At 72.0% G+C, this 22507-nt stretch carries 21 protein-coding genes; 11 read left to right on the top strand and 10 right to left on the bottom strand.

The window, feature by feature from the left end; translation table 11 throughout:
* The first annotated feature begins 72 nt into the window (after positions 1-72).
* On the top strand, positions 73-801 hold the full coding sequence (locus ACFV2X_RS21390) for an alpha/beta fold hydrolase (protein ID WP_385618640.1): 729 nt from the start codon (positions 73-75) through the stop codon (positions 799-801).
* Positions 802-1784: 983 nt separating this feature from the next.
* Here ACFV2X_RS21390 and ACFV2X_RS21385 read toward each other — a convergent pair.
* The gene (locus tag ACFV2X_RS21385) at positions 1785-2027 is read right to left on the bottom strand and encodes a DUF397 domain-containing protein (protein WP_385618637.1); all 243 of its coding nucleotides are present in this window, start codon (positions 2025-2027) and stop codon (positions 1785-1787) included.
* Positions 2024-2710 carry a DUF5753 domain-containing protein gene (locus ACFV2X_RS21380; RefSeq protein ID WP_385618635.1) on the bottom strand — a complete coding sequence of 229 codons (687 nt, stop codon included), beginning with the start codon at positions 2708-2710 and terminating at the stop codon, positions 2024-2026. Before ACFV2X_RS21380 ends, ACFV2X_RS21385 begins: the two co-directional genes overlap by 4 nt.
* 254 nt (positions 2711-2964) lie before the next feature.
* Here ACFV2X_RS21380 and ACFV2X_RS21375 point away from each other — a divergent pair, with 254 nt between their 5' ends.
* Together ACFV2X_RS21375 and ACFV2X_RS21370 are read left to right on the top strand one after the other, a co-directional pair.
* Positions 2965-3378, top strand: coding sequence for an ATP-binding protein (locus tag ACFV2X_RS21375; protein ID WP_385618631.1), 414 nt, complete (start codon positions 2965-2967; stop codon positions 3376-3378).
* A 57-nt stretch (positions 3379-3435) separates the two neighbouring features.
* Positions 3436-4089 (top strand): class I SAM-dependent methyltransferase, encoded by a 654-nt coding sequence (locus ACFV2X_RS21370; RefSeq protein ID WP_385618628.1) that lies wholly within the window; start codon positions 3436-3438, stop codon positions 4087-4089.
* A gap of 74 nt (positions 4090-4163) precedes the next feature.
* Here the strand turns inward: ACFV2X_RS21370 and ACFV2X_RS21365 are convergent, their stop codons facing one another.
* The 3 genes from ACFV2X_RS21365 to ACFV2X_RS21355 all read right to left on the bottom strand — a co-directional run bounded on the left by ACFV2X_RS21365 (position 4164) and on the right by ACFV2X_RS21355 (position 7999).
* Entirely contained in the window at positions 4164-7184 is a 3021-nt protein-coding gene (locus ACFV2X_RS21365; RefSeq protein WP_385618839.1) for an AAA family ATPase, read from the bottom strand.
* A 119-nt stretch (positions 7185-7303) separates the two neighbouring features.
* The gene (locus ACFV2X_RS21360) at positions 7304-7489 is read right to left on the bottom strand and encodes a hypothetical protein (protein WP_385618625.1); all 186 of its coding nucleotides are present in this window, start codon (positions 7487-7489) and stop codon (positions 7304-7306) included.
* 156 nt (positions 7490-7645) lie between these two features.
* On the bottom strand, positions 7646-7999 hold the full coding sequence (locus ACFV2X_RS21355) for a DUF4333 domain-containing protein (RefSeq protein WP_385618622.1): 354 nt from the start codon (positions 7997-7999) through the stop codon (positions 7646-7648).
* Between the two features lie 126 nt (positions 8000-8125).
* Here ACFV2X_RS21355 and ACFV2X_RS21350 point away from each other — a divergent pair, with 126 nt between their 5' ends.
* From ACFV2X_RS21350 to ACFV2X_RS21325, 6 genes are all read left to right on the top strand, one after another.
* Entirely contained in the window at positions 8126-8959 is an 834-nt protein-coding gene (locus tag ACFV2X_RS21350; protein ID WP_385618619.1) for a M55 family metallopeptidase, read from the top strand.
* Positions 8952-10301, top strand: a complete 1350-nt coding sequence (locus ACFV2X_RS21345) for a M20/M25/M40 family metallo-hydrolase (RefSeq protein WP_385618616.1) — start codon at positions 8952-8954, stop codon at positions 10299-10301. Before ACFV2X_RS21350 ends, ACFV2X_RS21345 begins: the two co-directional genes overlap by 8 nt.
* A 50-nt stretch (positions 10302-10351) precedes the next feature.
* On the top strand, positions 10352-12370 hold the full coding sequence (locus tag ACFV2X_RS21340; protein WP_385618836.1) for a prolyl oligopeptidase family serine peptidase: 2019 nt from the start codon (positions 10352-10354) through the stop codon (positions 12368-12370).
* 51 nt (positions 12371-12421) lie between these two features.
* On the top strand, positions 12422-13186 hold the full coding sequence (locus ACFV2X_RS21335; RefSeq protein WP_385618613.1) for a 4'-phosphopantetheinyl transferase family protein: 765 nt from the start codon (positions 12422-12424) through the stop codon (positions 13184-13186).
* Between the two features lie 43 nt (positions 13187-13229).
* Positions 13230-13775, top strand: coding sequence for a GNAT family N-acetyltransferase (locus ACFV2X_RS21330; protein WP_385618610.1), 546 nt, complete (start codon positions 13230-13232; stop codon positions 13773-13775).
* 93 nt (positions 13776-13868) lie between these two features.
* Positions 13869-16022, top strand: a complete 2154-nt coding sequence (locus tag ACFV2X_RS21325) for a DUF5107 domain-containing protein (RefSeq protein ID WP_385618607.1) — start codon at positions 13869-13871, stop codon at positions 16020-16022.
* Between the two features lie 7 nt (positions 16023-16029).
* Here ACFV2X_RS21325 and ACFV2X_RS21320 read toward each other — a convergent pair whose 3' ends face one another.
* From ACFV2X_RS21320 to ACFV2X_RS21310, 3 genes are all read right to left on the bottom strand, one after another.
* Positions 16030-16389, bottom strand: a complete 360-nt coding sequence (locus ACFV2X_RS21320; RefSeq protein WP_089508994.1) for a VOC family protein — start codon at positions 16387-16389, stop codon at positions 16030-16032.
* Between the two features lie 84 nt (positions 16390-16473).
* A complete protein-coding gene (locus ACFV2X_RS21315; RefSeq protein ID WP_385618603.1) occupies positions 16474-17301 on the bottom strand; it encodes a methyltransferase domain-containing protein in 828 nt (275 codons plus the stop codon).
* A 111-nt stretch (positions 17302-17412) separates the two neighbouring features.
* Positions 17413-17796 carry a DUF2795 domain-containing protein gene (locus tag ACFV2X_RS21310; protein WP_385618600.1) on the bottom strand — a complete coding sequence of 128 codons (384 nt, stop codon included), beginning with the start codon at positions 17794-17796 and terminating at the stop codon, positions 17413-17415.
* Positions 17797-18078: 282 nt separating this feature from the next.
* On the opposite strand from ACFV2X_RS21310, the gene ACFV2X_RS21305 reads away from it, so the two are divergent.
* A complete protein-coding gene (locus tag ACFV2X_RS21305) occupies positions 18079-19128 on the top strand; it encodes an SDR family oxidoreductase (RefSeq protein WP_385618597.1) in 1050 nt (349 codons plus the stop codon).
* Between the two features lie 4 nt (positions 19129-19132).
* A complete protein-coding gene (locus ACFV2X_RS21300; RefSeq protein ID WP_385618594.1) occupies positions 19133-19759 on the top strand; it encodes a TIGR03086 family metal-binding protein in 627 nt (208 codons plus the stop codon).
* A gap of 71 nt (positions 19760-19830) precedes the next feature.
* Here ACFV2X_RS21300 and ACFV2X_RS21295 read toward each other — a convergent pair whose 3' ends face one another.
* Together ACFV2X_RS21295 and ACFV2X_RS21290 are read right to left on the bottom strand one after the other, a co-directional pair.
* Entirely contained in the window at positions 19831-21930 is a 2100-nt protein-coding gene (locus ACFV2X_RS21295) for a catalase (RefSeq protein ID WP_385618591.1), read from the bottom strand.
* On the bottom strand, positions 21927-22484 hold the full coding sequence (locus ACFV2X_RS21290; RefSeq protein ID WP_385618834.1) for a type 1 glutamine amidotransferase domain-containing protein: 558 nt from the start codon (positions 22482-22484) through the stop codon (positions 21927-21929). The genes ACFV2X_RS21295 and ACFV2X_RS21290 overlap by 4 nt, the downstream gene beginning before the upstream one ends.
* Positions 22485-22507: the final 23 nt, after the last annotated feature.

Below are 22507 nucleotides of genomic sequence, written 5' to 3'. Positions count from 1 at the left end.
GGCTCTGGCTGGGCCGGGGCCCGGTCGGCAGCGTGGTCAGCCGACAGGCAAGCGACAGCGAGGAGCGAAACCATGGCCACATATGTGCTGGTACACGGCGCCTGGCACAGCGGACAGTGCTGGGAGCGGGTGGTCCCGTTGCTGACGTCGGCCGGACACCGCGTATCCGCGCCGACCCTGACCGGCTACGGCGACAAAGCGCATCTGCTCAGCCCCGAGGTGGGGCTCGACACGCACGTCGACGACGTCGTCAGGCTGATCACCGAGGAGGACCTGAACGAGGTCATCCTCGTGGGCCACAGCTACGCCGGGCTGGTCATCTCGTCCGCGGCCAACCAAATGCCCGAGCGCATCGCGCATTTGGTCTACCTCGACGCGATGGTCCCGGAGGACGGCGAGACCGCGGTCGATGTCCTCCCCGTCGCCCAGGCCCAGATCGACCGCGCTCTCCAGTCCGAGAGCGGCTGGCGTGTTCCGCCGCTCCCGGAGTTTCCGCCTCCCATGGGGCTGTTCGGGGTCACCGACCCGGCGGACGTCGCCTGGCTGCGCACGATGCTCTCGGACCAGTCGGTGCGCTGCCTCCAGCAACCGGTCCGACTGGACAACCCGGCCGTGGACGCGATCCCCCGGACGCATATCCACTGTGTCGTCGGCGAGCCCGAAGGCATTACCCGGCGCCCGGTCCCCGCGATTCAGCCCAACGGCGACCCGGCCCAGGTGTGGGAGTTGGCGACCGGCCACGACTGCATGATCACCACGCCGGTCGAGCTCACCGACCTCTTGCTGAAGCTCGGCTACTGAGGTTTTCGGTTCGGGCTGACTGCTGTGTGCGGGTGGCTGCGCTTCGCTGTGCGGGTGGCTGCGCTGCGCTTCGCTTCGCGGTGGGCTTCGCTGCGCTGCGCCTGCGCCTGTGCGCCGTCTCGCGGCATTCGGCTCGGGCGGGTGCGGGTTTCGTCTCGGACCCTCCGGGTCCAAAGCGCCAGCAGGAGGGGGGAAGGGGGGCGGCTGGCCCGTTGTCTTGGTTCCTCGGCCCGGTGGGCGGCTGAGCTCAAAGAGGCTCCGCTGCGCTCCGCCGCAGCTGCTGCCGCGCGGTGGCTGGCCGGTCAGTCCAGCGGTGCGCTCGACTGGGTGCGCGAGCGCGACGTAAGGGCCAGCGCCGCTGGGCGGCATGGTCCTGTCGCCGCGTGCGGGTATCGTCTCGCGCCTTTGGCGCACAGCGGCCAGCAGCGGGAAGGGGGAGGGGTGCCGGAGGCGTCGTCGCCGTCTTGCCCAGGGGGTCGTCACCGGCTCGCGGTCGGGGGCGGCGGATGGTCGCCCGAAGCGGTGGGCGCCGGTCCGGTTCGGGCCCTCCCCCCACCCCCTCTCAAAAAAGTACTTGATCTGCATCAAGTACTGCATCAACCGTTTTTCTGAGAGCAGGTGGGTGGGGAGGCGATCTCGTCCCCCGGTGCCCGCACGCGGCGATAGGACCATGCCGTCCAGCGATCGTCGGCCCGTTCGTCGCGCTCCCGGGCCCCGATCCAGCGCACCGCTGGGCTGACCGGCCAGCCACCGCGCGGCAGCAGCTGCGGCGGAGCGCAGCGGAGCTTCTTTGAGCTCAGCCGCCTGCCGGGCCGAGGAATCGGCACGCCGGGCCAGCCGCCCCCTTTCCCCCTTCTCGCTGGCGCTTTGGACCCGGAGGGTCCGAGACGAAAGCCGCACCCGCGTGAGCCGAATGCCGCGAGATGGCGCGTAGGCGCAGGCGAAGCGAAGCCCACCGCGAAGCGAAGCGAAGCCCGCTCCGCCTACCGGTAGCGGGTGGCGAAGGTGAGGAAGTCCGACCAGGCGTCAGCGGATATGTGGAGGTTCGGCCCGTCCGGGATCTTCGAGTCCCGGACGTGGACGGTGGCGGGAGTAGTGGCGACCTCGACACACTCGCCCCCGCTGGAGTCGCTGTAGCTCGACTTGCGCCAGTCGAGGGCGACCTCAACGCAGTCGCCGCCGGTGTTGTCGCTGTAGCTGCTCTTGAACCACGTGAGTCTGCTCAAAGCTCATCCCTCAACTGCTCGATGAAGCTTACGGATTCCTCCGGCCCGAGGGCCTGGGACCTGATCATGGCATAGCGGCGGGCGAGGACACCTACCTCGTCCGGTTTGGACAACAGGATGCTCCTGCCGTTGCTCTCCATGTAGGCCATGGACGTCTCGTCGGGCGTCTCCAGCAGCGTCATCGGTCCTTGCAAGCCTGCGTGTACGGCTCGGCTCATCGGCATGACCTGGATGACCACGTTGGACCGTGCTGCGCACTCGATGAGGTGCGCGTACTGAGGGCGCATGACCTCTGGGCCGCCGACGATCCTCCGCAGGGCAGCCTCTTCGATGATGATGTTGACCACTGCTCCGGGCTTGCGGTCGAGCAGGGCTCGGCGGTCGATCCGTGCCTGAGTCAGCTCCTCGATCTCATCTTCTTCCAACGGCGGGAAGGCAGCTGCCAGTACCTCGCGTGCGTACTCCTTGGTTTGCAGAAGTCCATGAATCAGCTGCGTGCAGTACGACGACACACTCAGCGCCTCCTGCTCCAGCTGCACGAAGCCCTGGAAGTGCACCGGATACCGCTCCAACCGCAAGAACGCGATCGCCGAGCGCAGCAACCCGCTCGCGTCCAGTGCCTTCTCAGCCGCTTCGATGAAGTCGTCCGTCGGCGGCTTCGCACATGTCTCCACCGCGCTCACCGCTGACCCTGTGTAGTGCATCAGCTCGCCAACTGGTCCTGCGTCAGCCCCGCGTGCTCGCGCAGAATCCGCAGCACAGCCGCGAAGTACCGCATGGTCGGCGGCGCTGAGTCCTTCTTCTTGGGCGTTGCCATCCCATCCACCCCCTCAACGCGGCTCAACGCCGATCAACCCCCGTTCGACAGGAGTTGGCGGCAGCCGCGGTCGACGTTCTGTTACTGGTGACGCTAGTCACCTGCACGGACAGTGGGGGCATGAACGCACAAAGTCACGACGTAAACCCTCGCCATGGCTGGAAGCAGAGGTTTACACCCGTCCCGCTCTCTGCCCATCGCGCTCGCCAGACGGCCGCGGCCGTCCTGTGTGCGTGGGGGGTGCCGCCGGGCTCCGCGCAGGTCGCGTTGCTCGTGTTGTCGGAGCTGGCGGCAAACGCGGTGCGGCATGGCCGCGTCCCGGGGAGGTACTACGAGGTACGTATCGCCTACGACGCCGAGAAGCTGATCGGCATCGAGGTGTCGGACCCGGGGGAGGGGCTGCCGGTCCTCGCCGAGGCGACGCCGGAGGCCGAGTCCGGGCGCGGGCTGGCGATCGTGGCTGCGTTCGCCGAGGCGTGGGGCGTACGGGAGCGGGTGGTCGGGAAGACCGTCTGGGCTCGGGTCCGTCTCTGATGCTCTGACCGGAAACGATCAACGGAGTGGTGTGTTCTCTGGTCTAGGGTCGCCCGCATGGCTGAGCCCTCGTTTCTGACCGCCGTGCGCGAGTCGTACGACACCGTCGCCGCCGATTACGTCGAACGCGTCCCGCCTCCCGCCGCGATGGACCCGCTGTCACGCGCGATGCTGGCGGGGTTCGCCGAGCTCGTGCGGACGGCCGGTCTGGGGCCGGTCGCGGACCTGGGATGCGGCCCCGGCCGCGTGACGGCGCACCTGGCCGGGCTGGGGGTGCCTGCCTTCGGCGTCGATCTGTCGCCGAAGATGATCGGGCTGGCTCGGCACGCCTATCCGGACCTGCGGTTCACCGAGGGCTCGATGACCGGGCTGGAGATGAGGGACGACGAGCTCGGCGGCATACTGGCCTGGTACTCCACCCATCACACGCCCCCGCAGTGGCTGCCGGCGGTGTTCGCCGAGTTCCACCGCACGCTCGCGCCCGGCGGCTACCTGCTCTGGGGAGACTATGTCGGCGATGAACGGCTGCAGCCGACCCATGGCTATGGCCGTCCGGTGTCCTACGAGTCGTATCTCCTGCCACTGGACCGCATGGCCGGTCTGCTGGGGCAGGCCGGACTCGTCGTCACCGCGAGGCTGGAGCAGGAGCCCGGCGGACGGGTGCACAGACCGCACGCCTGCTTCCTGGCGCACAAGCCCGAAGGGACCTGATGGGGCTTGTTCCTGCGGCGAGGCCGCTCGTGCCGGATCGCCGACGGTCACGGCGCGGCGGTCCGGTCAGAGCGCTAAGCCCTACGCGGCTCCTCGAAGGCCCCCAGCCGGTGCGCGATGGCCGCGGCCTCCCCTCGGCCTGAAGCGCCCAGCTTCGTCAGGATGTTGGAGACATGCACGCTCGCCGTCTTCGGCGAGATGAACAGCGCCTCCGCGATCTGCCGGTTGCTCCGTCCGGCGGCGACCAGCCGCAGTACGTCCCGCTCCCGGGTGGTCAGGCCCAGCGCCGCCGCCGGTGTCGGGGGCGGGGCCGTCTCCCCGTCGGCCTGCCGCAGCGGGATGCGGGCGCGGCCGGCCAGCGTGGTGATCTCCGTCTCGAGCGGCGCCGCGCCCAGCTCGCGCGCTACCGCCTCGGCCTGCCGCAGCAGATCACCGGCCGTTTGGCGGGACCCGTCGCCGCCCTGGGCGATCAGGGCGTGCGCGAGCCGCAACCGGGCGGTGGCCAGCAGCGGCGGGGCCTCCAACTGTTCGACGGCGGCGACCGCCTCCGTCCAGCGGACGGTGGCGTCCCGGCCCTCGGTGGTGAGCAGCTCGGCCTGGATCATCAGGGCCTGCGCGGCCCACAGCGGTGCGAATTCGGGCTGGCCTTCCATCGCCTTGCGGATCCGCTCGACCGCCGCCGCACGCCCCGGCTCGGCCACCGCGAGTGCACGGGCCCGCGCCTCCGCCGCCGCGGCCTCGTACAGCAGCGGCCAGCCGTAGCGGTGATGGCCGGGCGGGATGGCCTCGCCGACCGCCGCATCCAGCAGGGAGCGGGCGTCGAGGATCCGGCCGTCGGCGGCCGCCAGCGCGATGGCCACGCGGCCCATGGCCAGGGTGTGCTGCGGCTCCGGGTAGGGGCCGGTGGTGCTGCTTTCGGACTCCTCCATCCGACGCCGGGCCTCGTCGTACGCGCCCCGGGCCAGGGCGAGTTCGGCCCTCCGCTCGGCGATCAGCGCCCGGATGCGGACGCTCACCCCGCGGCGGCCGAGGGCTCGCTCGAGCGCTTCGTCGGCGTCGGTCCAGCGGCCGAGCTGGATGAGGGATTCGGCGAGGTTGGCGTCGATGTACGAGGCGGTGTCCGGCAGCCCGTGCCGGTCGGCGAGCGCGCTGCCCCGCTCGGCGGTCTCGACGGCCTCGGCGTAGCGGCCGAGACCGTGCAGCGCCGTGGACAGGTTGCCGTGGCCGCGCAGCAGGACGTTGGCGTTGCCCGGCTCCAGATCCCGGGCGCATACGGCGCGGGCCTGCTCGAGCCCGGTCTCGACGTCGCCCGAGTGGATGGTGAGCCAGGCCAGGGTGAGCTGCGCGGTAAGGCCGGTGACCTCTGCGCCCGTCGCCCGACAGAGCTCCACCGCCTGCTGCGCGGTCTCCATCACCGCCGTCGTCGGCTGGTGCACGGCGTACCAGTGCGCCGCCTGCGTCAGCGCTTTGGCGTGGACGAAGGACGGCGGCTGGTCCTGCATCAGTTTCTGGGCATGGCTGATCTCGTCCCAGCCGTCGGAACGGGAGAGGTCGCGCACCAGCTCGTAGCGCACGAGCCAGAACCAGGCCGCTCGCAGAGGCTCACCCTCCAGCTTGCGCAGCGCCCGCTTGCAGAGGGCGAGCGCTCGCTCCTGCTCTCCCGCGAGGCGCGCGGCGATGGTGATCGCGGCGAGCAGGTCCAGGAAGTCGCCAGGTGCGTCTGGGGAGATGGCCATGTACAGGCCGTCCTCGGCGCCTTGCCGCATCGCCTGGCGGCGCAGCTCCTCGGGGGTGTCGTCCCACAGCTCCAGCGCCCGCTCCAGCAACTGGTGCTGCTCGGCGAACGCGTGCCGGCCGCGGGCGGCGGCCGCCGCGGCGATCACGGCGGGCAGCGCCTTGGCGGGGTCGCGGGCGTCGAACCAGTAGCCGGCCAGCCGCCCGGCCCGCTCCTCGGACCGTACGAGCGTGGGGTCGGCCTCCAGCGCCTCGGCGTAGCGGCGGCTGAGCCGGGAGCGCTCGCTGGGCAGCAGGTCGCCGGCGACGGCCTCGCGCATCAGGGCGTGCCGGAAGCGGAAGGACTCGCCCTCGTCGGAGGGGAGCAGGACGGCGGCGCCCACCGCGGTACGCAGGGTCTCGATCAGCTCGTCCTCGGCGAGGCGCGTGACGGTGGCCAGCAGCCGGAACTCGACCTCGGAGCCGCCCTCGGCGGCGATCCGCACCACGCGCTGCACCTCGTCCGGCAGCGCCTCGACCCGGACCAGCAAGAGGTCGCGAAGGGAGTCGCTGATGCCGCCCGGTGAGCCTTCGAGGATGCTGCAGGCCAGCTCCTCGACGAAGAACGCGTTGCCCTCGGAGCGTTCGAAGATCTGGTCCAGTACCCGCTGAGGCGGGGCCTCGCCGCGGATGGCGGTGAGCTGGCGGCGGACCTCGGTGCGCTCGAAGCGGGGCAGTTCGAGGCGGGTGACGGTGCGCAGCCGCTCGTACTCGGCGAGGGCGGGGCGCAGCGGGTGGCGGCGGTGCAGGTCGTCGGCGCGGTAGGTGGCGACGATGAGCAGGCGGCTGTGGGTGAGGGCGCGCAGCAGATAGCTGAGCAGCTCGCGGGTGGAACGGTCGGCCCAGTGCAGGTCCTCCAGGGCCAGCACGAGGGTCCGGTCCGCGGCAAGGTGCTCGAGGAGGCGGACGGTGAGCTCGAAGAGCCGGGCACGGCCCTCGGTTTCGGGGCGCCCCCGGTCCATCTCGCCGAGTTCGGGCAGCAGCCGGGCGAGCTCGCCTTCCTGGCCGGCGATGGCGGCGTCGAACTCCGCGCCGAGCCGGCGGCGCAGGGAGCGCAGGGCGGTCGAGACGGGGTGGTAGGGCAGGGCGTCGGCGCCGGTTTCCACGCAGCCGCCCAGGGCGACGACGGCCCCGTCCGCGACGGCCCGGCCGAGGAACTCCTGCAGCAGTCGGGTCTTGCCGACGCCGGCCTCACCGCCCACAAAGAGGGCACGGGGCTCCCCGGCGTCCGCCCGGGACAGGGCCTCGTCGAGAGCGGTGAGCTCGGCGCTGCGGCCTACGAAGACAGGGCTTATGTGAGTGCTGTGCACGGTGCCGAGCATCGCATGCCGTACGAGGTGGGGGACAGCGGTCCCGGTGTCGGCGGGGGCCGCCGCAGCCGGGTGCCCGGCCACACGATGCCCTTGCTCCGTCACCCGGCGCGGGGTCAGCGGCGGACGTTTCACGCGCGTCGTGAGCGCAGGAAGTAGTGCTTGCGGCTGTCGGCGTCGGAGGTGCTGTGTGCGGTGCTGTCGGCGGTGGTACCGACCGCCCTCGCGCCCTGCTCGGCCTCGCGGACCAGGCGGCGCCGCGCGGCGCGGGCCAGGACGGCGGCCTGGCGGGCGGCCTGGAACTCGTGGTGCAACATGACGGTCTCCTTGGACGAGCTGGTCTCTTGCTGTGCTTCCAGCGTCGTGTCCAAGGTGGGGGTGCCACATGGGGAGGCTTGCGCATCTTGCCGCGCAGGGGGTGCCTTAGGTCTGAGGTAAGGGGACCTTAGGAGTTCCAAGCATGGGCGTGGTGGTCAGCTCGGGGCCGGGGTGGGCGTGTTGTCGGCCTTGACATCGAAGTTGATCTTGGTGCCGTCGACGCCGGTCACCGTGACCGTGACGCCCAGGGTGCTGCCGTCGTCCGCGGTGAGTTTGCACCGGGTGGTGGTGTCGACCTTGCCCTCAAGGGCCTCGGGGCAGGTGATCTTCGGCTTTGCCTGGCCCGTTGTGGCGGCGAGCTTTTCGGCGACTGTGGTGGCGAGCTTGTCCGCGGACAGTTTCGGCGTGGACTCTTCGACCGTGACCTCGGCCGAGCAGCCGACGAGCAGCGCGCCGGCGGCTACGGCCGTGAGGAGGGATGTTGTTGCGGACAACCGGATGAGGGGCATGGTGGAACTCCGGTCCGGGTGGTCATGACAAGAAGACACAGGAAGCATAGTTGGCGGCGTGCCCCGGGCATGTTGGGGGGCAGGTGAGAAGGTGAGCACAGTGACCTGGGAGGAGCGGGGACAGTCTTGAAGATCCTCATCAGCGCCGATATGGAGGGCGCCACGGGCGTGACCTGGCCCGCCGATGTGTTGCCCGGTACTCCACAGTGGGAGCGCTGCCGCCGTCTGTTCACCTCCGATGTGAGCGCGGCCGTCACCGGCTTCTTCGACGGGGGCGCCGACGAGGTGCTGATCAACGAGGCGCACTGGAGCATGCGCAATCTGCTGCTGGAGGAGCTGGACGAACGGGCCGTCATGCTCACGGGCAAGCACAAGAGCCTGAGCATGGTCGAGGGCGTGCAGCACGGCGATGTGGACGGGATCGCGTTCGTCGGCTATCACACCGGCGCCGGGACCGAGGGCGTCCTCGCGCACACCTACCTCGCCAACTCCATCACCGGTGTGTGGGTGGACGGTGTGCCCGCGAGCGAGGGGCGGCTCAACTCGCTGGTCGTCGCCGAGTACGGGGTGCCCGTGGTGCTGGTCACCGGGGACGACCGGACGTGTGAGGACGCCAAGGGGTACGCGCCCGGGGCGCGGTCGGTCGCGGTGAAGGACTACGTGTCGCGGTACGCGGCGGTGTGCCGCACCCCGGCCCGTACGGCGGCGGACATCCGGGCGGCGGCCCGGGAGTCGGCGCCGCTGGCGGTGCGTCATGAGCCGGTGCAGGCCGGCCCCTTCACCGTGGAGCTGGAATTCGACGCGGAGCACCTGGTGGGGGCGGCCACCGTCGTACCGGGGGTGGAGCGCAGCGGGGTGCGGCGGGTGGCGTACACCTCGCCGACCATGTACGAGGGCATCCGCTGCTTCAAGGCGGTCACCACGCTCGTATCGGCCGCGGTGGAGGAGCAGTATGGGTGAGCTGGAGCCGGCCGGGGTGCCTGCGGTGATAGATGCGCGGGCGCTGGAGGAGGTGGTGCGGTTCACCTCCGAGCTGATCCGTATCGACACCACCAACCGCGGCGGCGGCGACTGCGCCGAGCGCCCCGCCGCCGAATACGTCGCGGAGCGGCTGGGCGAGGTGGACATCGACACCACCTTGCTGGAGCGGGACCCGGGGCGTACGAACGTCGTCGCGCGGATCGCGGGCACCGACCCGTCCGCCCCCGCGCTGCTGGTCCACGGCCATCTGGACGTGGTGCCCGCCGAGCCCGCCGACTGGAGCGTGCACCCCTTCTCGGGGGACGTGCGCGACGGCGTGGTGTGGGGCCGGGGCGCCATCGACATGAAGAACATGGACGCGATGGTGCTCGCCGCCGTCCGCGCCTGGGCCCGCGCGGGGGTGCGGCCGCGCCGCGACATCGTGCTGGCCTTCACCGCGGACGAGGAGGACAGCGCGGAGGCGGGTTCCGGCTTTCTCGCCGCTGAGCACGCCGAGCTCTTCGAGGGCTGTACGGAGGGCATCAGCGAATCGGGCGCCTTCACCTTCCACGCGGGGAACGGGATACGGCTGTACCCGATCGCGGCGGGGGAGCGCGGTACGGCCTGGCTGAAGCTCACCGCCCGGGGCACGGCCGGACACGGCTCGAAGGTCAACCGCGACAACGCGGTCAGCCGGCTGGCCGCCGCCGTGGCGCGCATCGGCGAACACCGCTGGCCGGTGCGGCTGACGCCGACCGTCAAGGCCGCGCTGACCGAGATCGCGGCGCTGCGCGGGGTCAAGGCCGATGTGGATGCGGCCGACTTCGACGTCGACGCGCTCCTTGCCGAACTGGGGCCCGCCGCGGCGCTCATCGAGCCGACGGTCCGCAACAGCGCCAACCCGACGGTCATGGAGGCCGGTTACAAGGTCAACGTCATCCCCGGAAGCGCCACGGCGTATGTGGACGGCCGGATCGTGCCGGGCGGCGAGGAGGAGTTCCACACCACCTTGGACCGGCTGACCGGGCCGGACGTCGACTGGGAGTTCCACCACCGGTCGCCGGCCCTTCAGGCCCCGCCCGAAAGCCCGGTCTTCGCGGCCATGCGGGCCGCGGTCGAACACTTCGACCCGGGCGGACACGCCGTGCCGTACTGCATGTCCGGCGGCACGGACGCCAAGCAGTTCTCCCGGCTCGGCATCGTGGGATACGGCTTCTCGCCTTTGCGGCTGCCGGAGGGCTTCGACTACCAGGCGCTCTACCACGCCGTGGACGAACGGGTGCCGGTCGACGCGCTGCACTTCGGCGTCCGGGTGCTCGACCACTTCCTGCGGAGGGCCTGAGGGTGGGCGACGGCATGAACGACAAGTCAGGTGACGGGATGGGTGACCGGATGGGTGACGACACGGCGGCCACGACCCCCTACGGGGCCTGGCGGTCCCCGATCGACGCCGCGCTCGCCGCGTCGCACGGCGGCCGCCCGGAGTACGTGGGCACGGTCGGTGACGAGGTGTGGTGGACCGCGCCGCGCCCCGACGAGGGCGGCCGCCGCACGCTGATGCGGCTCCGGCCCGGCGGCGCGGAGGTCAGCGCGCTGCCCGCGCCGTGGAACGTGCGCAGCAGGGTCATGGAGTACGGCGGGCTGCCGTGGACCGCCGTGCCCCGCCCGGCGGGCGGCCCGCTCGTCGTCTTCGCGCACTTCGCGGACCAGCGGCTGTACGTGTACGAGCCGGACGACCCGACCGGCGCCCCGCCGCGCCCGCTGACCCCGGTCTCGGCCGTCGGCGGCGGGCTGCGCTGGGCGGATCTGCGGCTGCACGCCGACCGTGGCGAAGTGTGGGGAGTGCTGGAGGAGTTCACCGGCGAGGGGCCGACCGACGTACGCCGCGTGATCGCCGCGGTGCCGCTGGACGGCTCGGCCGCCGACGACCGTACGGCGGTGCGCGAGCTCACCGACGTCCGTCACCGCTTCGTCACCGGGCCCCAGCTCTCCCCGGACGGGCGGCGGGTGGCCTGGATCGCCTGGGACCACCCGCAGATGCCGTGGGACGGCACGGTCGTGATGGTGGCGGACGTGACGGAGGACGGCCGCTTCCAGGGCGTGCGCCCGGTGGTGGGGGAGACCGACGAGTCGGTGGTGCAGGTCGAGTGGGCCGCCGATGGCACCCTGCTGTTCGTCTCCGACCTCAGCGGCTGGTGGCAGCTGCAGCGCATCGACCCCGACACGACAGGCGACGGGGTCATCGCGAGCACCAGGGTCGGACCCCACCACCTGGAGGAGTTCGGCGGACCGTTGTGGACACTCGGCAGGCGCTGGTTCGCGCCGCTGCCCGGCGGGCTGATCGCCGTCGTACACGGGCGGGGCGCCGCCCGGCTCGGCATCCTCGATCCGCGCAGCGGCGAGCTGGCCGACGCGCCGGGCCGCTGGACCGAGTGGGAGGCGACGCTCGCCGTGGCCGACAGCCGGGTGGTCGGCGTCGCCGCGAGCGCGCACAGCTCGTACGAGGTGGTCGAGCTGGACACCCGTACCGGCTACGCCCGGGTCATCGGCGCGGCGCACACCGACCCCGTCGACCCGGCCTACTACCCGCGGCCGGTGGAGCGCACCTTCGCCGGGCCGGACGGCCGGGAGGTCCACGCGCACATCCACCCCCCGCACAACCCCGACCACACCGCGCCCGACGGAGAGGTACCGCCGTACGTGGTGTGGGCGCACGGCGGCCCGACCGACCGCGCCCCGCTCGTACTCGACCTGGAGATCGCGTACTTCACCTCGCGCGGCATCGGCGTCGCCGAGGTCAACTACGGCGGCTCGACGGGTTACGGCCGCGCGTACCGGGACCGGCTGTGCGAGCAGTGGGGAGTGGTGGACGTCGAGGACTGCGCGGCCGTCGCCGAGGCGCTGGCCGAGGAGGGCAGCGCCGACCGGGCCCGGCTCGCCATCCGCGGCGGCAGCGCGGGCGGCTGGACCGCGGCGGCCTCGCTCGCCACCACCAAGCTGTACGCGTGCGGCACCGTCAAATACCCGGTCCTCGACCTCACGGACTGGACCGGCGAAGGAACGCACGACTTCGAATCGCGCTATACGGAGACGCTGATCGGCCCGCTCGCCGAGGTCCCCGACCGCTACCGCGACCGCTCGCCGGCCTACCGCGCCGACGGTGTCTCCGCGCCCTTCCTGCTGCTGCAGGGCCTGGACGACCGGGTCTGCCCGCCCGTGCAGTGCGAGCGCTTCCTGGCGGCGGTCGCCGGGCGCGGCGTCCCGCACGCGTATCTCACCTTCGAGGGCGAGGGACACGGCTTCCGCCGGGCGGACACCATGATCCGCGCCGTGGAGGCCGAACTCGGCCTGTACGCGAGGACATTCGGCCTGACCCCGCCCGGCATTCCGGCCCTGGAGCTGACCGACTGAACCGCGTAGCGTGATCCGAGCCCGCCTCACCGACTTACCTGGAGGAGCGAGTTGACATCCCCAAGGGCGTCGCGCGTCGTCGGCCGCGATCCGCTGCCCGCCGCCGTGGCCGGAGCGTGGCCGCCCGGCGCGCCCGAGACCTGGCTGCTCAGCGTCTCCCGGTACATGTCCGCCATGGATCAGGGCGCGCCCGGCAAGATCCTCGACACCGAGGAGCGGGAGCGCGCCGCGAAGTTCGTACGGACGGAGGACCAGCAGCGGTACACGGCCGCGCATGTGGGCCTGCGGGAACTGCTCGGCGCCTACCTGGACATGGAGCCCGCGGCGGTGCCGTTCACCCGGGAGGACTGCCCCGGCTGCGGCGGGCCGCACGGCCGCCCCGCCGTGGTCGGCATGCCGCTGCACTTCAACATGTCGCACGCCGGCGATCTGGTGCTGTTCGCCTTCGCGGGCTCGCCGATCGGCGCCGATGTGGAGAGGGTGCAGCCCGTCTCCGTCGTGGACCAGGTCGCCCAGAGCCTGCACCCCACCGAGCGCGCCGAACTGGCCGCGCTCGCCGCCGCCGACCGCCCCGCCGCCTTCGCGCGCTGCTGGACGCGTAAGGAGGCGTATCTCAAGGGCATCGGCACCGGTCTGTCCCAGGACCCGGCGATCGCTTACGTCGGCACGGGCGAGCGGTCGGTGCCGGTCGGCCCCTGGACGCTGACCGACCTTTCCACCGCCCACCTCGCCGCGGCCGCCACCGACGCCGACTCCGGCTCCGCCGATGGACCTGGGTACGCGGCGGCGTACGCACTGCTGGAGCAGGCTTCCTAGGGTTTGCTGGACGGGCGCCGGCCCGACGGGCTTAGATGTGCGGATGCCCGACACGCCGTACGTAGCCGTGGGACCCCGCGTGGCCATCCGCCACACCGAGCGGACCGACCGCGCGGAGTTCACCCGGCTCGCCCGCACCAGCGCCGCCCTCCACCACCCGTGGCTGACCGCGCCCTCCACCGACGATGCCTTCGACACCTTCATGACGAAGCTGGAGCGGGACGACCACGAGGGGTTCCTGGTCTGCCTGCCCGAGACCGACGCGATCGCCGGTTTCATCAACGTCAACAGCATCGTCCGCGGCGCCTTCCAGGGCGGCACCATCGGCTACGGGGCCTTCGCGCCCCACGCCGGGCACGGCTATGTCTCCGAAGGGCTCGGGCTCGTACTGGGTTACGCCTTCGGGCCGCTCGCGCTGCACCGCATCGAGGTCAACATCCAGCCCGGCAACGAGGGGTCACTGGCGCTGGTGAAGCGGTACGGCTTCCGGCTGGAGGGCTTCTCGCCCGACTACCTCCACATCAACGGCGCGTGGCGCGACCACGAGCGCTACGCCATCACCAGCGACATGTTCCACTCACAGGGCTGACGCTCTGTTCAGGTCGGCCGCGCCGTTGTTCCATGGTCACCTGAGGATCGCCGCAGCCGGAGGCGATCCGAGGCAGTCGGAGTGAGGCAGCCCGTGGCGACGAGCCTGCGACGTACCACCCTGACCCTTCCCACCGCCCCGCTCGGGCCCGAGAACCCCCTGCCCGCGCTGCGGCTCCCGCGCGAGGTGCACCACATCGACGAGCCCACGCGCGCCACACTGCCCGCCGACATGGCCCGCCAGGCCGCGTACGAGCCGCTGAGTTCGGTGCTGCCGGTGCGGTTGCGCGACGGCTACGGGCGCGGGCGGGCCCCCGCCGGGCTCGACGCCGTCGTCCTCGAGAACGACCGGCTGCGGGCCACCGTGCTGCCCGGCCTCGGCGGCCGGGTGCACTCCCTCCACCACAAGCCGACCGGCCGTGAACTCCTCTACCGCAACCCGGTGCTGCAGCCCGCCGACTTCGGCCTCAGCGGCGCCTGGTACTCCGGTGGCATCGAGTGGAACATCGGCGCCACCGGTCACACCACCCTGGCCTGCGCCCCGCTGCACGCCGCCCGCGTCCCCGCGCCCGACGGCGGCGAGATGGTGCGGCTGTGGGAGTGGGAGCGGCTGCGCGACCTGCCCTTCCAGGTCGACCTGTGGCTGCCCGAGGACTCCGACTTCCTGTATGTGGGGGTACGGATCCGCAACCCGCACCACCAGCCCGCGCCCGTCTACTGGTGGTCCAACATCGCCGTCCCGGAGGCGGCGGGCACCCGCGTCCTCGCCCCCGCCGACGCCGCCTGGCACTTCGGCTACAGCCGCACCCTGCGCCACGTCCCCGTCCCCGAGTGGGACGGCACCGACCGCACGTACCCGCTGCACGGCGACTACCCCGCCGACTACTTCTACGACCTGCCCGCGGACGTGCGCCCCTGGATCGCATCGCTCGACCAGGAAGGCCACGGCCTCGTCCAGACCTCCACCGACCAGCTGCGCGGCCGCAAGCTCTTCCTGTGGGGCGCGGGGCCCGGCGGCCGGCGCTGGCAGCGGTGGTTGACCGAGCCCGGCACCCCGGGCTACGCCGAGATCCAGGCGGGGCTCGCCCGCACCCAGCTGGAGCACGTCCGGCTGGAGGCGGGGGAGGAGTTCGCCTGGCTGGAGGCGTACGGACCGCTGTCCACCGACCCGAAGGCGATCCACGGAGCGGATTGGGCGGCGGCCCGGCGGGAGGTCGAGACCCGGCTCGAGTCCGCCGCGCCACGCGCCGCCGTGGCGGCGGCCTACGCCGCCTGGCGCCCGTACGCCGACGCCGAACCCGGGGAGCGGCTGGCCACCGGCTCCGGCTGGGGCGCGCTGGAGGTGGAGCGCGCCGGCTACCGGCTGCCCGGCACCCCCTTCCACCCGGACACCCTCGGCGAGCCCCAGGAACCGTGGCGCCGCCTGCTGCGCACCGGCGCGTTTCCGGCCTGGGCGGCGGGCGAACCCCCGGCCGACCCCGGCTGCTCCCTGACCGCCCCGGCCTGGCGCGACCTCCTGGAGTCGGCGCCCTCCACGGCCGCCGCCGAATACCACCTGGGCGTGGCCCAGTGGCATGCGGGCGACCGCGCGCAGGCCACCCGCAGCTGGGAACGGTCGCTGCGGTGTACGGAGACGCCGTGGGCGCTGCGCTGCCTGGCCGTCGCCGACACTGCTGCCGGCCATCCGGCGCGTGCCGCGGATCGGCTGCTGCGGGCGATGGACCTGATCCTCGCCGAGGACCGGGCTCCGGAGCTTGTGGGAGCCCTGGAGGCGCGGGTGGCCGCCCGGCGCGCGCCTGGCGGCGGGGCGGCGCTCGCGGATCCGGCCGTAATGGATCCCGCCGTAACGGATCCCGTCGCGACGGGATCCGTTACGGCGGAGGCCGCCGAGGCCGCGCTCGCGCGCGAGGCGGTGGCCGCGCTGCTCGCGGTGGGGCGCGCCGGGGAGGCGCGTACGGTGCTGGACGGGCTGCGCCCAGCCGTCCGCGAGCGTGGCCGCTTCCGGCTGCTCATGGCCCAGGTGCTGCTGGCCCAGGGCGATGCCGTGGCCGCGCGGGCGATCTTCGACGAGGGCTTCGAAGTGGCGGATCTGCGCGAGGGCGACGAGACCCTCAGCGACACCTGGTACGCCATCGCGGAGCGGATCGTCGCGGGCAGCGGGGAGCCGGTGACCGACGACGTACGGGGGCGGGCGCGCGCCGAGCACCCGCTCCCGGAGCGGTACGAGTTCCGGATGCGGCCCGCGTAACGGTCTCTCAGGCGGCTTGGCCGGGGTTCCGGTCGACGTACTCGAAGACCGAGCCGTCGGGGTGACGGGCCACCAGGTTGCGGCCGATCGGGGTGGGCAGCGGACCGGCGATGATCTCCGCGCCCACCGCCTTCAGATCGGCCACCGCCTCGTCCACGTCCGTCACCGCGAGCGTCGCCGTGACCTTGCGGAGGATGGACAGCTCCGCCTCGGGACCGCTCATCAGGAAGAAGCAGCCGACGGCCGCCACCGCGACACCCCCGCGCTGGAAGCGCAGCGCCTCGGCGCCGGTCAGCCGTTCGTACACGGCGATCGCCGCGTCCAGATCATTGACGCACACCCGTAGCGAGGTCCCGAGAATGTCCATGCGGGCGAGCCTAGTTGACGAGGTGCCGGGCGTCATACGGGGCGTGAGCCCGCGCGCCGTGCGTGGTAGGGGTGTCGTACGGGCTTAGACGTGGCAGATGAGTTCACCGTGCAGGACGGTGAACCAGCCGTCCTCCGCCGCGCCCCACTCCCGCCACGCGTCCGCGATCCGCCGCAGCTCGTCCTCCGTGGCGTGGCCGGCCTCCACCGCCCGCTGGGCGTACGACGAGGCGACGGTGCGGTCGGCCCACAGGCCGCTCCACCACGCCCGCTCCTCGGCCGTGGCGTAACACCATGTCCCGGCGGTCGCGGTGATGTCGGTGAAGCCCGCCTGGCGGGCCCAGGACAGCAGTCTGCGGCCGGCGTCCGGTTCGCCGCCGTTGGCGCGGGCCACCCGCTGGTACAGGGCCGCCCAGTCGTCCAGGCCGGGGACGGCCGGGTACCACGTCATGGCGGAGTAGTCGGAGTCGCGCACCGCCACGATGCCGCCCGGTTTGCACACCCGGCGCATTTCGCGCAGCGCGGCCACCGGGTCGCCGAGGTGTTGCAGCACCTGATGGGCGTGGACGACGCAGAACGAATCGTCGGGGTAGTCCAGGTTGTGGACGTCGCCGATCGCGAAGTGGGCATTGGCCACTCCGCGCTCCGCGGCCACCGACCGGGCCTGCTCCAGGACGCCGGGTGCGGCGTCCACCCCGATGACCTCGCCCTGGGGGACCAGCTCGGCCAGGTCGGCGGTGATGGTGCCGGGGCCGCAGCCGATGTCCAGGATCCGCATATGGGGCTTGAGCAGGCCGGTCAGATACGCGGCGGAGTTGGCGGCGGTGCGCCAGGTGTGTGAGCGCAGCACCGACTCATGGTGTCCGTGCGTGTAGACGGCGGTGGCGGTGGCTGGGCTGGCGTCGTCGGGCATGGCTCGGCTCCCCTTCGAGGCGACCTGATGGACTGTCGCCACCGTACGCCGCCATCTCGTATCGCGAGAGACGCGTCTCATTATTCGGTCGAAGGGGATGTGCCCCGGGCGCTACGTCCTGGGGTGCAGGCCCAGCCCGGAGACGACCTCCTGCACCGTGCGGTACGTGCGGTCGTCGGGCAGCTGCGCCACCAGCTCGGTCAGCCGGTCCGGGGCGTGCGCCGCGTGCAGGGCGTGCAGCAGGGCCCCGCGCTTGGCCGGGAACGGGGTGCGCCCCAGATGGCGAGCCAGTTCGAACCGCAGCGCCTCGGACTCGCCGATGCCGCCGATGGGTGGCACCGGTCCTGTCGCGACCGCGGGGTCGTCGTCGGCGCCGGGCTCGGGGTCGTGCCACTCGTCGACGCGGGTGGGGCGGCCCGAGCGCATCAGCTCCTGAAGCTCGTGCTTCAACTCGTCGTCCTTGTGGGCGCTCATTCGGTTGCTGCCTCGTTGCATGGCATCGTCCTCGCTTCGCTTCTGGTCCTCCCGCGTCCTCCCCCGTCCTCATCGCGTACCCTCCGCGCGGCCAACGACACGACGTTTGACCGCGCCCGGGGGAGGGGACTCAGTGGTCGGCCGAGCGGCCATTCGGGAGTGAGGAGCGGCATCGGGTGCGGGAGTTCAGGGGCCCGCGCCCGATGCCGTGTCTGTGCCTGCCTTTGCGTCCCCCTTCGCGTCCGTGGCGTGGCGCGGCGGGTGCCGTGTTAGGCCGTCCGGGGCAGGGGTACCTGTCGTTATATGACCGATAAGCCGATAAATCCCGTCCGCCATCGGCCCAAGGTCGTGGTGGTGACCGGCGCCAGCGCCGGCGTGGGGCGGGCCACGGCCCGTGCCTTCGCGGACCGGGGTGACCGGGTGGCCCTGCTGGCCCGCGGCGGCGCCGGGCTCGCCGCCGCCGCCGAAGACGTGGTCCGGAGCGGCGGAGAGGCGCTGGTCGTGCCGCTCGACATCGCCGACCACAAGTCGGTGGACGAGGCCGCGGTGCAGGTCGAGGAGGAGTTCGGGCCCATCGACATATGGGTGAACAACGCCTTCGCGGCCGTGTTCGCGCCCTTCACCGAGATCGGCCCGGAAGAGTTCCGGCGGATCACCGACGTCTGCTACCTGGGCTTTGTGAACGGCACCCGCGCCGCCCTGCGCCATATGCTGCCCCGCGACCGGGGCGCCGTCGTCCAGGTCGGATCCGCGCTCGCCTACCGCGGGATCCCGCTGCAGTCCGCCTACTGCGGCGCCAAACACGCCATCCAGGGCTGGCACGAGTCCCTGCGCTGCGAGCTGCTGCACCGCCGCAGCCGGGTGCGGGTGACGATGGTGCAGCTCCCGGCGGTCAACACGCCGCAGTTCGACTGGGTGCTGACCCGCCTGCCGCACAAGGCCCAGCCCCTGCCGCCCATCTACCAGCCCGAGGTCGCCGCCCGCACCGTACGGTACGCGGCCGACCACCCGCGGCGCCGGGAGTACTGGGTCGGCGGCGGCACCACCGCCACCCTGCTGGCCAACAAGGTCGTCCCCGGCCTGCTGGACCGCTACCTGGCTCGTACCGGCTTCGACGGCCAGCAGCGCCCAGAACCCGCAGACCCGAGCGCCCCGGGCAACCTGTGGCTGCCCGCGGACGGCTCCGACGGCCATGACTTCGGCGCGCACGGCAGCTTCGACGACCGGACGGCGCGCCATGTGGTGCAGCCCTGGCTCGCCCGCCACCGTCCCGGCCTCACCCTCACGGCCGCCGCCGTGGCCGCCGGGGCCTGCGGCGCGCTCGCCGCCACCCGACTGCGCGAGAGGAAGTGACGCCATGGCTGACCAGGAACGGGATCGGGAACAGGATCGGCAGGCTGAGCGGTCCGGCCGCGGCAATCCGCTGCTCGCCAGGCACGGTGAGGCGCTGGATCTCTTCACCGAGCGGGTGCATGCCATCCGGCCGGACCAGTGGGACGACCCGACGCCGTGCAGCGAGTGGACCGTACGCGATCTGGTCAACCATCTGGCGGTCGAGCAGATGTGGGTGCCGCCGCTGGTACGGGAGGGCCAGACGATCGCCGAGCAGGGCGACAGCTTCGAGGGCGATCTGCTGGGCGATGACCCCGTCGCCGCCTGGGACAAGGCGGCCACCGCGGCCCGCGAGGCGTTCACCGCCCCGGGGGCCCTGGAGCGGACGGTCGAGCTCTCCTACGGTGAGAGCCCCGCCGCGGAGTACTGCGCGGAGATCACGATCGACGCCGCGGTCCATGCGTGGGATCTGTCCCGGGCCATCGGGGCGGACGAGCGGATCCCGAAGCCGCTGGTCGACTTCTCGGTGCGGGCGGTGGCTCCGTACGCGGCGGAGCTGGAGAAGAGCGGGATGTTCGCCGCGGCCGTCGAGCCCCCGTCGGGGGCCGACGCCCAGACCAGGCTGCTCGCGCTCCTCGGCCGCGAGGCCTGAAAACACGCGGAATACGGATGAGCGGGCACCGCGCCTCGTCGGCGGGGTGCCCGCTCCGGTTTGTCAGCAGGTCAGCAGGTCGGCAGCCGGGGGCGGTCCCAGTGCCGGTGGGCGGCGATGGCCTCGGTGAAGGCCCGGGTGAACTCCTCGCTCGCCGTCCCCGTCGTGGCGTCCGTGACCACGCCCCGGTCCGCGCACACATGCCCATGGCCCGAGGCGATGTGCAGCCCCTCCGGCTCCAGCGCGGACAGGATGCCCACGCCCGAGCCCAGCGCCCCGATCGCCTTGCCGTGCCGGTACGCGTCCCGGACGAACCGCATCGCCCTCTCGTCCGACCTCAGCTCCGGGGTGCCGGTCGGCCCGCCGGGCAGCAGCACCGCGTCGTAGAGCACCGAGGCGACCGTCGGCAGCGCCCGGTCCACCGCATAGCCGTTTCCGTCGGCGCCGCGCACCTTCCCGTCGTGGTCGGCCAGGGCCTCGACGACGGCGCCCTGCGCGCTCAGCGCCTCCTGGGCCTGGGTGAGCTGTTCGGTGTCCACCCCGTCGGTGACCAGCACCGCGATCTGGCGGGTGCGGATGGAGCCGTCGCCGCGCAGGTTCTCCAGGCTGAGCGCGGGGGAGGCCACGGGCTTGTGCTCGGTGTTCACCGGGGCGGGTGGCGCCACCCCGATGCCCTCGGCCACGGCCGTGGCCAGGGTCTGGTCGATATGCGCCAGCTCGCCGACCGTACGCTCGCGTACCTGCACCGCGCCGACCTTGCCCAGCTCGAAGCGGAACGCGTCGACGATGTGCCGCCGCTCCCAGTCGCTCATGCTGTTCCAGAACAGCGCCGCCTGGCTGTAGAAGTCCTTGAAGCTCTCGCTGCGCTTGCGGATCTTGGCGCCGTCGACCCGCTCGGCGTAGTGGGAGAACGCGTACCCGTCCGCGCCGGCGATGGCCGGGCAGCCGCCGCCCAGCGAGTTGGGGGAGTAGCTCGTCCCGCTGTGGATGGCCGTCTGGTGGTAGCCGTCGCGCTGGTTGGTGCGGACCGGGGCCACCGGCTGGTTCACCGGGAGCTGTGCGAAGTTGGGCCCGCCCAGCCGGATCAGCTGGGTGTCCAGATACGAGAAGTTACGGGCCTGGAGCAGCGGGTCGTTGGTGAAGTCGATACCGGGCACGACATTGCCGGTGTGGAAGGCCACCTGCTCGGTCTCCGCGAAGAAATTCTCCGGGTTGCGGTTCAGCACCATGCGTCCGATGGGCCGGACCGGCACCTGCTCCTCCGGAATGATCTTGGTGGCGTCGAGCAGATCGAAGTCGAAGGTGAACTCGTCCTCCTCCGGGACCAGCTGCACCCCCAGCTCGTACTCCGGGTACTCGCCCGACTCGATCGCCTGCCACAGATCGCGCCGGTTGAAGTCCGCGTCCCGGCCCTGGCACTCCTGCGCCTCGTCCCAGACCAGCGAGTGCACCCCGAGCTTGGGCTTCCAGTGGAACTTCACGAAGGTCCCCCGGCCCCGCGCGTCCACGAACCGGAAGGTGTGCACCCCGAACCCCTGCATCATGCGGAAGCTGCGCGGAATGGCCCGGTCGGACATCAGCCACATCATCATGTGCATGGTCTCGGGCTGAAGCGATACGAAGTCCCACAGTGTGTCGTGGGCGGACGCGCCGGTGGGGATCTCGTTCTGTGGCTCGGGTTTGAGCGCGTGCACGAAGTCCGGGAACTTGATGCCGTCCTGGATGAAGAACACCGGCATGTTGTTGCCGACCAGGTCGTAGTTGCCCTCGGAGGTGTAGAACTTCGTGGCGAAGCCGCGCACATCGCGCACCGTGTCCGACGAGCCACGCGGCCCCTGCACCGTCGAGAACCGCACGAACACCGGAGTCTGCACGGACGGGTCCTGGAGGAAGGCGGCCCGGGTGAACTCCGCACAGGACTCGTACGGCTCGAAGTATCCGTACGCGCCCGCGCCGCGTGCGTGCACCACCCGCTCCGGGATCCGCTCGTGGTCGAAGTGCATGAGCTTTTCGCGGAAGTGGAAGTCCTCCATCAGCGTCGGGCCGCGCTCACCCACGGTGAGCGAGTCGTCGGTGTGGTCGACCGCCACCCCCTGGTCCGTGGTCAGCGGCCCCTCGGCGGGGTCGGCGGCGCGGTACATATCGCGCTGCCGTTCCTTGCGATCGGTCATCGGGACGCTCCCTTCTTGCCGAGCCCGGCGAACACATCGAGGAATGCCTCGCAGAACGCCTTGAGATCGTCCGGCTTACGGCTGGTGATCAGGGTGTTGGGACCGCTCTCGCAGATCCGCACCTGCTCGTCCACCCAGGTGCCGCCCGCGTTGCGGATATCGGTGCGCAGACTCGGCCAGGAGGTGAGGGTCCGGCCGCGCACCACGTCGGCCTCCACCAGGGTCCAGGGGGCGTGGCAGATCGCGGCGACCGGCTTGCCCGCGTCGAAGAAGCCCTTGGCGAAGGCCACGGCCCTCGCGTTCAGACGCAGGTAATCCGGGTTGGCGACCCCGCCGGGCAGCACCAGACCGTCGTACTCGTCGACCGTCGTATCGGTGAGGGCCCGGTCCACGGCGAAGGTGTCCGCCTTGTCGAGGTGGTGGAACGCCTGCACGCGGCCGGGCCTCGTGGACACCAGGCGGGGCGTGCCGCCGGCGCCCCGGACCGCCTGCCACGGGTCGGTGAGCTCCACCTGCTCGGTGCCTTCCGGCGCGACGAGGAAGGCGATCTGCATGGTGTTCACGTCCTTTCGGCCCC

The sequence above is a fragment of the Streptomyces sp. NPDC059679 genome (assembly GCF_042734105.1).
Classification (GTDB): domain Bacteria; phylum Actinomycetota; class Actinomycetes; order Streptomycetales; family Streptomycetaceae; genus Streptomyces.
This window is presented reverse-complemented; position numbering and strand designations above follow the sequence as displayed.